A 16,616-nucleotide genomic window follows, 5' to 3' on the forward strand; every position below is an offset into this window, starting at 1 on the left:
CTCCACGTTCTCCGCCGAACGAACGGACCGACATGCCCTTGTCCTCCGAGCTGCCCCGGCGCCGCGTCCTGACGGCGTCTGCCTGGGCCGCCCCCGTCGTCGTGCTCAGCGCGACGAGCCCGGCCTATGCGGTGAGCGCCACGCAGTCGGTCGCGATCGCGGTGTGGCATCCCGTCCTGCATCCGGGGGAGGTCTCCGCTGTGGAGGTGACGGTGCGCGACGAAAGCGGAAGAGGCGTGGCGGGCGCCGCCGTGGCCTTATCTGTGAGCGGGGCGAGCGCGTTCCTGGAGCGCTCGACGGGGGTGACCGACGCCTGGGGGACGTTCTCGACCATCCTGCGCGTTCGAGACCTGCAGTCGTCCGCGGCCGGCTTGGTGACGGCGTCGATCGGCGGATCCAGCTCGAGTGCGTCGTTCACCGTCCGCAAGACCGCGGTGATCGAACACGACGCGGATGGACGCTCGACTCGGGTGCTCGCGCTCCCGCACGGCAGTCAGGACGAGTCGGCGGCGGCGGAGAACCGGGGGATGCCGCACAGCGACCTGCAGCCGACCGGCCGCTACGTGCGGTCGGGAGAAGTGCTGACCGTCGAGGTCGACGGCTCCCCGTCATGGTGGCTCGAGCTGAACATCGGCACGCGCGGGCCGATGCAGGTGTTCGGCACCGACGGCAGCGAGGGGATGGCCTCGACGGTCTTGACGGGCGGCACCAACACGATCACGGCCGATCGCAGCGGCATCGTCTTCGTCATCAATCACAGCGAGTGGTCGGCCGTGCCGCTCGTCATCAGCGGTGGTCACCCGCAACCCGTCTGGGTGAAGGGTGCGTCGACCAAGGATGACTTCGACGCCCAGATGCGCTCGTTCTCCGATGCTCCGATCGTGACGCACGTGGGCGATCGCATCTTCGCCGACATCCAGCGGTCCGTCATCGACGCCCCCGACGTGTCCACCGTCTACGATCCCGACCTCGTCACCTCCCGCCTCGATCTGGCGCGGGAACACACCGATGCGATCTACGGGCTGAGCTACGACGCGGTCGGGGTCGCACGCAAGCACGGTGGTCGCGTCTACGTGTCCGGTCCCGACTCCGGCGGCGCCTACGCGTTCGCTACCTATCAATGGCTCTCGTTCCATGTGAGTTCGGGGGCCAGTCGCGCCTTGGCGAGGAGCACCGACTGGTGGACGATGTGGCACGAGATCGGGCACACCTATCAGACCCCGCAGTACACGTGGTCGGGCCTGGGGGAGGTGACCGTCAACATCTCCTCTCTGGCCGCCGAGAAGCGGACCACCGGCGGCAACATGCTCGACGACTCTCCGGGTTTGCAGCAGAGGATCTCGAGATATTTCGCCGATCCCGTCGACAAACGCCACTTCGAAAACCTCACGGACGAGGGCCCGTTCTACCCCCTCTTCCTGTTCGATCAACTCCGGCGTTCTTTCGGAGACGACTTCTATGCGGCGCTCAGCCAGAAGTACCGCGTCCGGCGGGCGCTGGGACGTCCGTCGGAGGGGTCGGACCGACAGAAGATCGATTCCTTCGCGCTGCTCACCTCGGAGGTGGCCGATCGTGACCTCGGCCCGTTCTTCCGCGCGTGGGGCGTCACGGTGTCGGAAGAGGTCCTCGCGGTGATGGCGCAGCATCCACCGCTCCAGTACGAGTTCTGGACGGCGATCACGACCGCCGACGCTCCGCTCGAACGGGTGGTCCCGTACAACCCCCCGACGGGCACGCTCTGGACCCCGACGGATGCCGTCTATCTGGGTGACACCGCGGGCAGCACTGCCGAGGTGAGCGATCTCGGGAGCGTGCGGGGCTCCCGGAGCGTGGTCATGGCTCGCGGCGCGCTCGCGGTTCAGGTGGGCTCGGGCACGGGCCGCGTGTACGCGGTGCTGGAATCCGAGGAGGGTACCCAGGAGGTGCTGCAACGGCCGGTCTCGGTCACAGTGGTGTCGGCGCTCGAGTTCGTCGGTTTCTACGACGTGATGATCGGCTCGATCGGGATCAGCGCCGACGGCAGCCGTCTCGTCGCGACCTCGAGCGGCAACCAGGCGCACCAGATCTACTTCGCCGGCCAGGTGTACTACGAGGTCGAGCTCCGGGATGCCGCGGGGGTGACGCGCACAACCGTGTCGGTGAAAGGCGAGGATACGGCGCAGGCGGTTGCCGACGCCCTTCACGGTGTGCCGTGCGGGGAGGGAGACGAATTCGTCATCCGTGCAGCCGAGCCGACGCGCGTGCGGGTCTATCAGGACAGCAACCGCGTGGGGACGTTGACGTCCAATCCGACGACGGTCCGGATCAGCGGTGGGCGTTTCGTCCTCTAGGCCACTTCAGGCCATGCCGCAGCGGGGCGTTGGCGACCCATGGTTCACATGGGAGTGACCCGGCGGATGAATCCGTCGGCGTGAAGCGCAGGAATACGTGCGCGTCCGTGGAGAGGCGTATCGGGGTGGTGTCTACTCGCGAGCAGACACCGTCTCCACCCGGATGGAGGTCTGGACCGTTTCTCGACGCCTGGAGTGCACATGTCTTCGACGCCCGTCTTGCCTGCCCCCGACGCCCCGCCTCTCGCGCAGGGTCTGTCGCGCCGCGCCGTGGTCGGTGCGGGCCTGTGGAGTGCACCTGTCCTGGCGATGGCGTCCTCGGCGCCGGCTTTCGCGGCAGCATCGGGGCAGCAGGCCCTCACGCTTTCGGTGCCGACATCGGGAATCCCCTCGTCGGGTCCGGTTCAGCTGACCACCGTGGTCCGCGACGCGCAGGGCGCTCCCGTCGCGGGCGCACCCGTCTCGCTCAGCGGTCCGCTGGGCTCCACGTTCGGGGGCGCGGACGGCGTCGCCGACGGTGCCGGCGCGTATACGACGTCGTTCGACCTCGGTAAGCCCTGGGCCACCCCGGGATCCACCATTTCCATCACCGCGGTGTCCGGCGGTCAGTCGGCCAGCCAGCCTTTCACGGTGCTGGGGTCCAACGTGTTGGCCTTCGGTCGCAACGTCTGGGCGGAGTTGGGCCTCGGGGCCGCCGCCTCCGCGCCGACGCAGACGTACCGTGCGTTTCCCTCGCCCGTGGTGCAGATCGCCTCGGGCGGGGCGACCGACAGCGGCGCGGCGCGAGCCACGCTGGCGTTGCTGCGAGATGGAACCGTGTGGGGTATCGGCGGTAACGCGTACGGGCAGTTGGGTGATGGTACGGGCGACAGCACGGGTCACGATGTGTGGAAGATCGTCCCCGGTTTGTCGGGCGTGAAGCAGATCGGCATGGGCAACGTCAATGGATACGCACTCACCACGGCCGGTGAAGTGTGGGCGTGGGGAGACAATTCCTCGGGGCAGATTGGTGATGGGACGACGACGTACCGTCCTGCGCCGGTCAAGGTGATCAACTCCGGCGCCACCAAGCTCGTGGCCGGATACAACAACGTCTTCGTCGTGATGTCGGATCGAACGCTCAAGGTGTGGGGCGACAACGGGGCGGGGCAGCTGGGCGACGGGACGCAGACGAATCGTACGACGCCGTTCACGGTGCCGAACGTCTCGGATGTCGTGGATGTCGCTTCGATCTCGTATGCGAGCACGCTGGTGCTGTTGTCGAATGGCACGGTGCTCAGTTGGGGTTTGAACAATCTCGGCCAGCTGGGTAACGGCACGAAGACGAATAGCGCCACTCCGACCGCGATCCCGAACCTGTCCGGCGTCGCCGCCATCGCTGGGGGGTCTACTGCCGGATACGCCCTTCTGACCGACGGGTCGGTCAAGGCGTGGGGCAACAATGACGAGGGCATGGTCGGTGACGGCACCTCGACGATGCGATTGACTCCGACGACGGTCTCCGGACTCTCCGGCGTCGTCCAGATCTCCACGGCGCAGAAGGCCGCCTACGCCCTCCTGTCCGATGGCACGGTGAAGGCGTGGGGGCAGAACACCTACGGCCAGCTCGGCGACGGCACGACGACGACACGTCTGTCCCCGGTGACGGTGCAGGTACCGGCAGGACGCTCTGTCACATCCCTCGCCGTCGCCTCGACCTCGAGTCAGGGGCGCTCCTTCCTCATTACCGGGGAGACCACCCTTTCCGTTGATGTCGTCGAAACGCAGGTTTCCGCGGGTACTGCCGCAACCGTGAAGGCCAAGGTGGCGACCGGCGCGAAGGGTGTCGCCGGTGTCAGCGTGACGTTGAGTGCCACCTCGAACGCTGCCCTTGGCGCTACGACCGCCCAGACGGATTCCTCCGGTCAGGTGCAGACGACCGTGACGTCTGACGTCTGGACCAAGCCGGGTACGGTGGTCCGGGTCGAGGCCACGACGGACACGAATGCGGCCTCCGACTCTTTCACCGTGCTGGGGGCGAACGCCCTCGGGTTCGGCTATAACTCCTGGTACGAGCTCGGGGATGGCGGTCAGGGTGGGGGCGACAACCCGGGGACCGGCGTTGCCCGGACGATTCCGACGCAGTTCCTACGGTCGTTCCCCTCTCCGATCGTGCAGGTGGTTTCGTGCGGAACGGGCACGGGGGGCGGGTCGAATCACGCGACGATCGTTCTGCTCAAGGACGGAACGGTCTGGTCGGTCGGCGGCAATGGATTCGGGCAGCTCGGGACGGGCGGCAATTCACGCACGACCTGGGCTCAGGTCAGCGGCCTGTCCGGTGTGACGCAGATCTCGGCCGGGGCGGAGTCCGTCTACGCGCTGCTCTCGGATGGGACGGTCAAGGCGTGGGGTGACAACTGGTTCGGAGAGATCGGTACGGGGGTGGCCCTGCAGAGCGCGGCTTTCACTCCGATCACCGTGCCGGGGGTGTCCGGTGTGACCCAGATCGCCGCCGGGACGCAGCAGGCCTTCTTCCTGCTCTCGGATGGAACGGTGCGAGCCATCGGCCGCAACGCCTGGGGGTCGGAAGCCACCCCCGGCGGGCGGGGCGCGTTGGGATCCGGTAGCACCACCAGTGACCTCTCCGCGACCCCGGTGACGGTGTCCAATCTGGCCGGCGTGACGCAGATCGCTGCGGGGTCGGCGAGCGGTTTCGCCTTGCTCTCGGACGGCACGGTGAAGGCGTGGGGGAACAACGCCTCGGGCCAGCTCGGCAACAACTCCACGACGTCCAGCGCGGTCCCCGTGTCGGTGTCGGGTCTGAGCGGGGTCACACAGGTCGTCGCGAACCTCGATGCCGCGTATGCGTTGCTGGCGGACAAGACCATCCGCACGTGGGGGAGGAACTCGTCGGGTCAGTTGGGCAACGGCTCCGGCTCGAACAGCACGGCACCCGTGACGGTCACCAGCGTCACCGGAGCGGCGCGTCTCGCCGCGAGCGGAAACGCCGCCTATGCACTGCTGGGAACTGGAGCCATCGTCGGGTGGGGCGACAACTCCGGCGGTCAGCTCGCCGATGGATCCACCACCAACCGCTCGCAGGCGGTGCAGGTCAGGGTTCCCGGCTCGCTCAACGTGGTCGGACTGGCGTCGTTCTCGCCGAGCAGCGATCGGATGTACGTCATCACTGGCGACACGACGGTCTCGGTCGACGTCGTGGAATCGCAGCTCGCGGCGGCGATGGGATCCGCCACAGTGAAGGCCCGTGTCGGAGCGGGGTCCAAGGCCGCAATGGGGGCGACCGTGTCGCTGTCCGTCTCGTCCGGGGCCACCCTCGGTGCCACGTCGGGACAGACAGACGGAAACGGTGAGTACCTCACGACCGTCTCCGTGCCGGATGCATGGACGCGGCCGGGCACCATCGTGCGAGTGAGCGCATCGAGTGGTCCGAGCACTGGATCCGACACCTTCACGGTTCTCGGCGCCAATGCCCTGGGTTTCGGTTACAACTCCTGGTACGAGATGGGCGACGGGGGCGCACCGGGTGGAGACGATCGGGGAACAGGGGCCCTGCGCACCTCGCCGTCGCAGTTCCTCCGGGTCTTCCCCGCACCGGTGACTCAAGTCGTCTCTTGCGGCTCGGGAAACGACGGCGGTGCGTCGCAGACGACCCTGGTGTTGTTGAAGGACGGAACCGTGTGGTCCGTGGGTGGTAACGGCTATGCGCAGCTGGGAACGGCAGGCAACTCCCGGAGCAGTTGGGCGCAGATCCCGGGTTTGTCGAACGTCATCCAGCTCACGGCGTCGAACGCCTTCGTTCTGGCGTTGCTCGCAGACGGCACGGTGAAGGGGTGGGGTGACAACACCTTCAATCAGCTCGGAACCGCCGTCACGGCGGGCTCGACCACCACTCCGACGATCATTGCGGGATTGTCGGGCGTCAAACAGGTCGCGACGTCGGAGGCCACGGGGTATGCGCTGCTCTCCGACGGCTCGGTGAAGTCCTGGGGAGCACTGGGGTCGGGGCGAGCGGGTGAGGGCAGCGTCTCGGGGAATTCGGCGACTATGAGGCAGGTATCGGGCCTGACGTCGGGCGTATCGGCGATCGCCGGATTCGGCCGTGCCGGAGGCTTCGCCTTGATGTCCGATGGCTCAGTGAAGGCATGGGGCGCGGGCAGCAAGGGGCAGATGGGCGACGGCCTGGGCACCGGCACCAACGCGACGCCGGTCAATGTGTCGGGCTTGAGCGGTGCGACTCAGATCGTGGGCAGCTACCAGTCGGGCTACGCACTCCTCACAACAGGGAAAGTCAAGGCCTGGGGCCTGAACGACGCAGGGCAGCTGGGCGACGGCACGACGAGCGACAGGCTGGCGCCCGTCGAAGTCGCGGGGCTGACCAACGTCGTCAAGATCGCTGCGAGTGGCCACTCGGCCTACGCACTGCTGTCGGACGGTTCGGTGAGGGGCTGGGGAGACAACCAATACGGCCAGCTCGGTGACGGATCCACCACCTCGCGTCTCACCCCCGTCTCGGTCGGTATCAGAGCGAACGGGACACGTGCATGGGGGTCGCAGACCGCGATCGACCTCACGCAGTACTCGTACTCGTCGAGTCGGATGTACATCATCACGCAGTAATGATCACGCACCGGATCCCGGGCCCGCCGCTGGTGGCGGGTCCGGGCTTCGGCATGCGGTCTGGTGAAGCCCACCGAAAAGGAAACATGCCCATGCAGCAGGTCGTCGTCGCCGCCATCGGCGCGCGCGTTGCGATCGATCTGACGGGCCTTCCCCCGGGGGACCGTTCCACCGTCGCCGCATTGTGGGCGGACGCTTCTGTCGGTCTCGCCCGATCGGGCGGCACGCTCGTTTCGGTCGAGCTCGGCGCCGCGTTCGAGTTCTCGTCGGTGCTCGCCGACCTGTCCACCCGGGTGACGGTCGCGGCGCTCGGCGCCCGGCGGGGCGAGGTCTGGATGCTGCACGCGTGCGGCGTCGCCGATGAACAGGGGAGAGTGGCGGTGCTCGTCGGGCCGTCGGGGGCGGGCAAGACGACGGCTGCCGCGGTTCTCGGTCGGGAATTCGGTTACGTATCCGACGAGAGCATCGGGATCACGGCATCCGGAGGGGTGCTCGCCTACCGCAAGCCGCTGTCGATCGTGCGCGCGGGGGAGTCGGTGAAGGAGCAGGTGGCTCCGTCGGACCTGGGGCTGAAGCCCCTGCCCGACAAGCCCCTGACGGTGAGTTCTCTGATCGTGCTGGACCGTCGTCGTGACCCCGGAGGGCCGATTCGTCACCCCACGCTGACGCCGGTGCCGGACAGCGTGGCGATCGCGACGCTCGCGGAACAGTCCAGCTTTCTCACCGCGATGCCGTCGCCGCTTCGAACGGTGTCCACCCACCTGCGGCGGGTCGGCGGCGTTCATCGCCTCGCTTACGACGACGCGGGAGACCTTCCGGACGTGGTCGCCCGCCTCCTGTCCGATCCACCACGTGTCGAGGAAGCGGAGACGGACCACGACTCGACGGGGATACTCGCCGCGCTGCAGCCTGTCCGAAGCGAGCGCGACGATCGGGGGCCGACCTACACGCGATCGCCGTTCGTCGACGCATTGACCGTCGAAAACGGTCAAATCGCCCTCCTGCGCGCGATCGACGGGGGCCCCGCGCAGGTGCTCGTGCTCGCTCCCCACGCGGCGGCCGTCTGGCGGACGGCAGCCGACGCGGTGACGCTCAACGATGAGACCCTGCGCCGGGTGGCGGACGAGCTCGTCGAGCATGGTCTCCTCGTCCGACAGTGAGGTCGATCGACATCGATGGAGCGGCCAGATAACGGGCCGCCCGCACGGGGGTTCCGGGACAGTCCCATGACAGGCCGGTTCGCCGGACGAGACCGTCTTGCGAATGCCGGTGGTGCGGGGCGGATCTAGCCCGCGTCGACGGGACGGGGGAGCCCCGCCGCAGGCGCCCGGGGCGCGCGGGACGGGAGCGGCATATGCGGTGCCCTAGACTGCAAGGACTGCCCGCCGCGTGACTCTCCGCGGGGGTGGGAGCCGTGATCCGCGGCCGTCGCGTCGCCGCAAAACCCGATTGGTCCCCCTGTGTCCGCCTCGCACTCCGCGCTCGTGCCCGAGTGGCTCACCGCCCCGGCCGAAGCGAACGAGCTCGTCCCCGCCGTGTGGCCCACCTCGACCCGCCGTGCGGTCGACGGGTCCGTCGAGATCGGCGGCGTTTCCGTCTTCGACCTGCGCGACCGCTTCGGTACCCCGCTCTACGTCCTCGACGAAAACGAGGTGCGGGCCCACGCCCGTCGAGCACGGGAGGCTTTCGAGGTCGCTGCCGGGCGGCACGGCATCCGGGCTCGGGTGTACTACGCGGGCAAGGCGTTCCTGTCGACCGAGGTCGTGCGCTGGGTGACCGACGAGGGGCTCGCCGTCGACGTCTGCACCCGCGGTGAGCTCGAGGTCGCCCTCGCTGCGGGCGCTGCGCCCGAGCGTCTGGGGTTCCACGGCAACAACAAGAGCGTGTCCGAGCTCGAACGCGCGGTCGAGGTGGGCATCGGCTCGGTCGTCGTCGACAGCCCGATCGAGATCGAGCGGCTGGCCGCGATCGCCGATCGCCGCGGGGCGGTGCAGTCCGTGCTCGTGCGCGTGCGGACGGGCGTGCACGCCGAGACCCACGCGTTCCTGGCGACCGCTCATGAAGACCAGAAGTTCGGCTTCTCCCTCGAGGGGGCGGCCGAGGCGGTCTCGCGCATCCGCGAGCTCCCCAGCCTGCGCTTCGTCGGCCTGCACGCGCACATCGGCTCCCAGATCTTCGACTCCTCGGGGTTCCGCGAGTCGGCCGCGCGCCTGGTCGACCTGCACGCCGACCTGCTGGCCGGGGGAGAGATCCCGCTCATGAACGTGGGCGGCGGCTTCGGCATCTCCTACACGTCGGTCGACGACCCGAAGCCGATCGAGGAGATCGCCGACGGCATCCTGGATGCCATCGCCGACGAGTGCGCGGTGCGCGGCATCCCGATGCCCGACGTCGCCACCGAGCCCGGCCGCGTCATCGTCGGTCAGGCCGGGGTGACGCTGTACGAGGTCGGGACGGTCAAGACGGTCGCCGCGGCGGAGGGCCTCGAGCGCACCTACGTCAGCGTCGACGGCGGAATGAGCGACAACGCCCGCCCCGCCCTCTACGGCGCCGACTTCTCGGCCCGCATCGTCTCGCGCACGAGCTCCGAGGCACCGGCGCTCTCTCGCGTGGTGGGTCACCACTGCGAGTCCGGCGACATCGTCGTGGATGCCGAGTACCTCCCGGCCGACGTCACGCCCGGCGACCTGCTGGCCGTTCCCGCGACCGGCGCCTACTGCTTCTCGCTCGCGAGCAACTACAACTACACGCCGCGCCCGCCGGTCGTCGCCGTGCGCGACGGACAGGCCCGTGTGATCGTCCGCGGCGAGACCATCGACGATCTGCTCTTGCGCGACGCCGGGATCCCGGCATCCGCCCCCACCGCAACACCCCACGGAGACACCGAATGACCGACTACCGCACGCTCCGCGTGGCGCTCCTCGGCGCCGGCGCCGTCGGCTCGCAGGTCGCCGACCTGCTGCTCAAGCACGGCGACGAGCTCGCCGACCGCGCGGGCGCCAAGCTCGAGCTCGCCGGCATCGCCGTTCGTGACGTCGACGCCAAGCGCGACGCCGACCTGCCCCGCGAGCTGTTCACCACGGATGCCGAGACCCTCATCGTCGGCTCCGACATCGTGATCGAACTCATGGGCGGTATCGAGCCGGCCCGCACGCAGGTGCTGCACGCGATCGCGTCGGGTGCCGACGTCGTCACGGCCAACAAGGCCCTGCTGGCCACCCACGGATCCGAGGTCTTCGAGGCGGCCGACCAGGTCGGCGCCGAGGTGTACTACGAAGCCGCCGCTGCCGGCGCCATCCCGATCATCCGGCCGCTTCGCGACTCGCTCGCCGGCGACCGCGTCGTGCGGATCATGGGCATCGTCAACGGCACGACGAACTACATCCTCGACCGCATGGACACCGAGGGCGCCGACTTCGAAGGCGTCCTCGCCCAGGCGCAGGCCCTCGGCTACGCCGAGGCCGACCCGACGGCCGACGTCGAGGGATACGACGCCGCGCAGAAGGCCGCGATCCTCGCGAGCCTCGCCTTCCACACGACCGTCCCGCTGGATGCCGTGCACCGCGAGGGCATCACCTCCGTCGACGCCGCGATGATCGAGTCCGCCCGTCACGCCGGATACGTCATCAAGCTGCTCGCCGTGTGCGAGCGCCTGGCGGCCGAAGACGGCGGCACCGAGTCGATCTCGGTCCGCGTCTACCCGGCGCTCGTCGAGCGCACGCACCCGCTCGCCAGCGTGCACGGCGCGAACAACGCCGTGTTCGTCCAGGCCGAGGCCGCGGGTGACCTCATGTTCTACGGCGCCGGTGCCGGCGGCGTGCAGACGGCCTCCGCCGTGCTCGGCGACGTCGTCTCGGCCGCGCGCCGCCACATCGCCGGAGGCGTCGGCGTGGGTGAGTCCACGCGCGCCAACCTGCCCGCGGTACCGATCGGACGCGTCATCACGCGCTACCAGATCACGCTCGAGGTCGACGACCAGCCGGGCGTGCTGGCCACGGTCGCCGGCATCCTGAGCGAAGGCCGCGTGTCGATCGCGACCGTCGAGCAGACCGTCATCGAGGCGGACGAGAACACCCGGACCGGCGGTTCCGCCCGCCTGGTCATCGGAACACACAAGGCCCGCGAGCAGGACCTGAGCGAGACCGTCGAGCGTCTCGCCGCGAGCGGCGTCGTCGAGCGCGTGGTCTCCGTGCTGCGCGTGGAAGGGAACTGACATGGCACACCTCTGGCGCGGAGTCCTCCGCGAATACGCCGACCGTCTGGGTGTCACCGACGCCTCCACTGTCGTCACCCTGGGCGAGGGAGGCACGCCCCTCATCCCGGCGCCCGCACTGTCGCGCCGCACCGGCGCCGACGTGTGGGTGAAGTTCGAGGGCATGAACCCCACCGGTTCGTTCAAGGACCGAGGCATGACGGTGGCGCTCTCGCGCGCCGTCGAGCACGGCGCCAAGGCCGTCATCTGCGCCTCGACCGGCAACACCTCGGCCTCGGCCGCGGCCTACGCCGCGCACGCCGGCATCACCGCCGCGGTGCTCGTGCCCGAGGGCAAGATCGCCATGGGCAAGCTGAGCCAGGCGGTGGCGCACAACGGGCGCCTCATCCAGATCCGCGGCAACTTCGACGACTGCCTCGAGATCGCGCGCGAGCTCGCCGACCACTACCCGGTGCACCTGGTCAACTCGGTCAACCCCGACCGCATCGAGGGCCAGAAGACCGCCGCCTACGAGGTCGTCGAGCAGCTGGGCGACGCCCCCGACTTCCACTTCATCCCCGTCGGCAACGCCGGCAACTACACCGCCTACTCGCGCGGGTACCGCGAAGAGGCCGCGCGCGGGGTCGCGACGAAGGTTCCCCGCATGTTCGGTCTGCAGGCGGCCGGCTCTGCGCCTCTCGTGCGCGGCGAGGTCGTGAAGAACCCCGAGACGATCGCCAGCGCGATCCGCATCGGCAACCCCGCCTCGTGGGACCTCGCTCTCGAGGCGCGCGAGGCCACCGACGGCTGGTTCGGCGCGATCGACGACGAGGGCATCCTCGAGGCGCAGAAGATCCTCGCGGGCGAGGTCGGCGTCTTCGTCGAGCCCGCGTCGGCGATCAGCGTGGCGGGTCTGCTCAGCCGCGCCGAGGCGGGCGTCGTCCCGGCCGGGGCGAAGGTCGTGCTGACCGTCACCGGTCACGGTCTGAAGGACCCGCAGTGGGCCCTGCGCAAGGCCGACGGCACGACGGTCGAGCCCACCGTCGTCGACGCCACCACCTCGGAGGTCGCCTCCGTGCTCGACCTGCAGCCGGTGACCGCGTGAGCTCAGGCCCCGGTCGCCGGGTCGCCGTCCGCGTTCCCGCCACCAGCGCGAATCTCGGTCCCGGCTTCGACACCCTGGGTCTCGCCCTCAGCGTCTACGACGAGCTCGTCGTCGAGCAGCTCGACGGCGATCGCCTCGAGATCGAGGTCGCGGGGGAGGGGACGGCCGACGTCCCTCGCGACGCCTCGCACCTCGTCGTCCGCGCCATCGCGCACACCTACGCCTCGGTCGGTCGCACCCTTCCCGGGTTGCGGTTGACCGCGCACAACGTCATCCCGCACGGGCGCGGCATGGGCTCGTCGGGCGCGGCGGTGGTGGCCGGCATCCTGGCCGCGAAGGGCCTGCTCGAGGGCGAGGTCGCCTTCAGCGACGTCGATCTGCTGCGCCTGGCCACCGAGATGGAAGGGCACCCCGACAACGTCGCCCCCGGTCTGTTCGGCGGACTGACGATCGCGTGGATGGATGCCGAGGGCCCGCAGCACAAGCAGCTCATCGTGCACCGCGGTGTCTCGCCTCTCGTGTTCGTCCCGAGCTTCACGATGTCGACTGCCGTGGCGCGCAGCCTGCAGCCGCTCCAGGTGCCCCGTGAGGACGCGGTGTTCAACGTGTCGCGGTCGGCGTTGCTCATCGCGGCGATGACGCAGAGCCCCGAGCTGCTGATGGCGGCGACCGAAGACAAACTGCATCAGAACTACCGGGCCCAGGCCATGCCCGAGACCGATCGGCTCGTGCGCGCCCTGCGCGCCGAGGGATATGCGGCGGTCGTGTCGGGCGCCGGCCCCAGTGTGCTCGTGCTCGCCGACGGGCCGGGACAGCGACTGGCGGCGGCGGATCTTATGGCATCCGTGGTCGACACCCCGTGGCAGGCACTCATGCTCGCCGTCGACGTCAAGGGTGGTACAGTGAAAAACGCAGAGGGTTCCGCGTAAATTCGCGAATCTGAGCCTCTGCACCTGCGAAATCCGCAACACATCGCGAACCCGGTATCGGCTGCAGTCTCCCGAACCGCTGGTGTCTCTTCGTCTGCGTTCTGCATGGCGAAGCGCGATCTGATCACGTTTCATTTCTGAGGAGCACTCGTGGAGTCCATCTCCGAGACCCAGTCCGTCGACGCGCCCGAGAGCGCGGAGAACCCCACCGAAGAGCAGCCCACGGCTGCGGCGGAGGGCACCGACCCCGCGACGGACGCCACGTCCGCCGCCGACACTGAGGCGGAGGCCACCGACGGCGAGGGCACTGACGCCCCGGCCGCCGAGGCCGCCACCGAGGCGCAGCCCGAGGCGCTGTTCCCGGCCGAGGCCGTCGAGACGCCGGCCGAGGAGCCGGCGCCCGCCGCTGCCGCCGAGGCCCCGGCCGCTGCCGAAGCTCCGGCTGCCGACGCCGTCGAGGCGCCCGCCGCGGAGGAGCCGGCCCCGGCCGAGAAGCCCGCTCGCGCTCCTCGCAAGCGCGCTCCGCGTCGTGCCAAGAGCGCCACCGCCGAGGAGAAGGCCGCCGCCGACGCCGCTGCCGCTGAGGCCGCTGCCGCCGAGGCTGCCTCCGCCGAGACCGCGGAGGCCCCCACCGACGCCGTGGCCTCCGACGCGAACGCCGCCGATGCCCCGGCATCCGACGCCCCGGCCGCCGACGCCACGGCCGAGGAGCCCACCACCCCCGTCACCACCGCGGCTGACGTCGCGGCCGACGCCGCACCCGAGGCCCCCGCAGACGCCTCCGCCGAGACCGCCACCGAGCAGTCCGAGCAGACCGCCGACGCGAACGACTCCGCCGAGCAGACCGACGAGACCCCGGCCCGCGGCCGTGGCCGGAGCCGGTCGCGCAACCGCAACCGCAACAAGGCCGACGGCGCCGAGAAGAACGACGCCGCGACGGCTACCGGCTCCGCCGACGAGGCCGAGGCCCCCGCGCAGAACGCCCAGCGCGACAACGCCGGCCAGCGCGAGAACGCCGGTCAGAGCCAGCGTGACAACGCCGGCCAGAACGGCCAGCAGGCCCAGCAGCAGCAGGGCGGTGCGGCCAACAGCCGCAACCGTCAGCGCAACAAGCGCCGCGGCCAGAACACGACGGGCGACGAGTTCGAGACCGAGATCGGCGAGGACGACGTGCTCGTCCCCATCGCCGGTGTGCTCGACGTGCTCGACAACTACGCGTTCGTCCGCACCACCGGCTACCTGCCCGGCCCGAGCGACGTGTACGTCTCGCTCGGCCAGGTGAAGAAGTACAACCTGCGCAAGGGCGACGCCGTCGTCGGCGCCATCAAGCAGCCCCGCGAGGGCGAGCAGCAGGGGCGCCAGAAGTACAACGCGCTCGTGCAGGTCGACTCCATCAACGGCCTGTCGGTGGACGACGCCGCCGCCCGCGTGGAGTTCAACAACCTCACCCCCCTGTACCCCCAGGAGCGCCTGCGCCTGGAGACCGGCCCCGAGAAGCTCACGCAGCGCATCATCGACCTGGTCGCCCCGGTCGGCAAGGGCCAGCGTGGACTGATCGTCGCGCCCCCGAAGGCCGGCAAGACCATCGTGCTGCAGCAGATCGCCAACGCGATCGCCACGAACAACCCCGAGGTCCACCTCATGGTCGTGCTCGTCGACGAGCGCCCCGAAGAGGTCACCGACATGCAGCGCACCGTCCGCGGCGAGGTCATCGCCTCGACGTTCGACCGTCCGGCCGAAGACCACACGACGGTCGCCGAGCTGGCGATCGAGCGCGCGAAGCGTCTCGTGGAGCTCGGTCGCGACGTCGTCGTGCTGCTCGACTCGATCACCCGTCTCGGCCGCGCGTACAACCTTGCCGCCCCCACCTCGGGCCGCGTGCTCTCCGGCGGTGTCGACGCCTCGGCGCTGTACCCGCCAAAGCGCTTCTTCGGCGCGGCGCGCAACATCGAGAACGGCGGATCGCTCACCATCCTCGCCACGGCGCTGGTCGAGACCGGCTCCAAGATGGATGACGTGATCTTCGAGGAGTTCAAGGGCACGGGCAACAGCGAGCTGCGCCTGAACCGCCAGCTCGCCGACAAGCGCATCTTCCCGGCCGTCGACGTCAACGCGTCGAGCACCCGTCGCGAAGAGATGCTGCTGTCGCCCGACGAGGTCAAGATCACCTGGAAGCTGCGCCGGGCCCTGGCCGGTCTCGAGCCCCAGCAGGCCCTCGAGGTCGTGCTCGGCAAGCTCAAGGAGACGCAGTCCAACGTCGAGTTCCTCGTGCAGATGCAGAAGTCGATCCCGGCGCCCGCGCGCGGCGGTGACGACAACAGCATCCGCTGACCCGTGGCCGCTGAGCCTGCCGAGACGTCCGGCATCTTCGAGTCCGTCCGCGGGCTGCTCGATGAGCACCGGCAGATCGAGCTCGAGCTCAACGACCCGGCCGTCCACGCGGATGCGGCGCGCGCGAAGCGGGTGAATCGGCGGTACGCCGAACTCAACCGCATCGTGCACGCGTACGACGCGTGGACGGCGGCATCCGATGATCTCGAGGCGGCGCGCGAGCTCGCCCGCGAAGACGACGCCTTCGCCGAAGAGGTCCCCGCGCTCGAAGAGCGCGTTTCCGAGACGCAGGAGCGCCTGCGACGCCTGCTCATCCCACGCGACCCGGACGACGCGCGCGACGTGATCATGGAGATCAAGGGCGGCGAGGGCGGCGCCGAGAGCGCCCTCTTCGCGGCCGATCTGCTGCGCATGTACCTGCAGTACGCGGCATCCATGGGGTGGAAGACGGAGTTGCTCGAACGCACCGAGTCCGACCTCGGCGGGTACAAAGACGTCCAGGTCGCGATCAAGGGCTCCTCGAGCGACCCGGCCCAGGGCGTGTGGGCGCACCTGAAGTACGAGGGCGGCGTGCACCGGGTGCAGCGCGTGCCCGCGACGGAGTCGCAGGGGCGCATCCACACCTCGACGACGGGTGTGCTCGTCTTCCCCGAGGTCGACGAGCCCGAAGAGGTCGCGATCGATCCCAACGACCTGAAGATCGACGTGTTCCGCTCCTCCGGCCCCGGCGGCCAGTCGGTGAACACCACCGACTCCGCGGTGCGCATCACGCACGTGCCCACGGGCATCGTCGTGTCGATGCAGAACGAGAAGTCGCAGCTGCAGAACCGCGAAGCCGGAATGCGCGTGCTCCGCGCCCGACTGCTCGCGAAGCAGCAAGAGGAGCGCGACGCCGTCGCCGCCGACGCGCGCCGGTCGCAGATCCGCGGCATGGACCGCTCCGAGCGCATCCGCACCTACAACTTCCCCGAGAACCGCATCGCCGACCACCGCACCGGCTACAAGGCATACAACCTCGACCAGGTGATGGACGGCGCCCTCGGCCCGATCATCGAGTCGGCGATCACCGCCGACGAAGAGGCGCGCCTCGCGGCCCTCGCCGACTCCTAGGC

Annotated in this window: 9 protein-coding genes; all 9 read left to right on the forward strand. The window is 69.6% G+C overall.

Features of this window, described 5'->3' with window-relative positions:
- The first annotated feature begins 32 nt into the window (after window positions 1-32).
- Window positions 33-2,330, forward strand: coding sequence for a M60 family metallopeptidase (locus tag Q0818_RS11715; RefSeq protein WP_298874875.1), 2,298 nt, complete (start codon window positions 33-35; stop codon window positions 2,328-2,330).
- A gap of 201 nt (window positions 2,331-2,531) precedes the next feature.
- Entirely contained in the window at window positions 2,532-6,947 is a 4,416-nt protein-coding gene (locus Q0818_RS11720; protein WP_298874877.1) for a hypothetical protein, read from the forward strand.
- 86 nt (window positions 6,948-7,033) lie between these two features.
- Window positions 7,034-8,107 carry a hypothetical protein gene (locus tag Q0818_RS11725; protein WP_298874880.1) on the forward strand — a complete coding sequence of 358 codons (1,074 nt, stop codon included), beginning with the start codon at window positions 7,034-7,036 and terminating at the stop codon, window positions 8,105-8,107.
- Between the two features lie 300 nt (window positions 8,108-8,407).
- Window positions 8,408-9,838: a diaminopimelate decarboxylase gene (gene lysA, locus Q0818_RS11730; protein WP_298874883.1), complete on the forward strand. Its 1,431-nt coding sequence runs from the start codon at window positions 8,408-8,410 to the stop codon at window positions 9,836-9,838.
- Complete coding sequence (locus Q0818_RS11735; RefSeq protein ID WP_298874885.1) at window positions 9,835-11,160, forward strand: homoserine dehydrogenase; 1,326 nt, start codon at window positions 9,835-9,837, stop codon at window positions 11,158-11,160. Before lysA ends, Q0818_RS11735 begins: the two co-directional genes overlap by 4 nt.
- 1 nt (window position 11,161) lies before the next feature.
- Window positions 11,162-12,244, forward strand: a complete 1,083-nt coding sequence (thrC, locus tag Q0818_RS11740; protein ID WP_298874887.1) for a threonine synthase — start codon at window positions 11,162-11,164, stop codon at window positions 12,242-12,244.
- Window positions 12,241-13,173: a homoserine kinase gene (gene thrB / locus Q0818_RS11745; protein ID WP_298874889.1), complete on the forward strand. Its 933-nt coding sequence runs from the start codon at window positions 12,241-12,243 to the stop codon at window positions 13,171-13,173. Before thrC ends, thrB begins: the two co-directional genes overlap by 4 nt.
- Before the next feature lie 150 nt (window positions 13,174-13,323).
- A complete protein-coding gene (rho, locus tag Q0818_RS11750; protein ID WP_298874891.1) occupies window positions 13,324-15,504 on the forward strand; it encodes a transcription termination factor Rho in 2,181 nt (726 codons plus the stop codon).
- Between the two features lie 33 nt (window positions 15,505-15,537).
- A complete protein-coding gene (gene prfA, locus Q0818_RS11755; RefSeq protein WP_298875755.1) occupies window positions 15,538-16,614 on the forward strand; it encodes a peptide chain release factor 1 in 1,077 nt (358 codons plus the stop codon).
- The last annotated feature ends 2 nt before the right edge of the window (window positions 16,615-16,616 follow it).

The organism is uncultured Microbacterium sp. (genome assembly GCF_947489255.1).
Taxonomy (GTDB): Bacteria; Actinomycetota; Actinomycetes; order Actinomycetales; family Microbacteriaceae; genus Microbacterium; species Microbacterium phycohabitans.

Bases quoted from the DNA above. Each gene is read 5' to 3' on its own strand.
- Q0818_RS11725 (WP_298874880.1), top strand. From the start codon at position 7,034: ATGCCCATGCAGCAGGTCGTCGTCGCCGCCATCGGCGCGCGCGTTGCG.
- Q0818_RS11735 (WP_298874885.1), top strand. From the start codon at position 9,835: ATGACCGACTACCGCACGCTCCGCGTGGCGCTCCTCGGCGCCGGCGCC.
- thrC (WP_298874887.1), top strand. From the start codon at position 11,162: ATGGCACACCTCTGGCGCGGAGTCCTCCGCGAATACGCCGACCGTCTG.
- Q0818_RS11720 (WP_298874877.1), top strand. From the start codon at position 2,532: ATGTCTTCGACGCCCGTCTTGCCTGCCCCCGACGCCCCGCCTCTCGCG.
- Q0818_RS11715 (WP_298874875.1), top strand. From the start codon at position 33: ATGCCCTTGTCCTCCGAGCTGCCCCGGCGCCGCGTCCTGACGGCGTCT.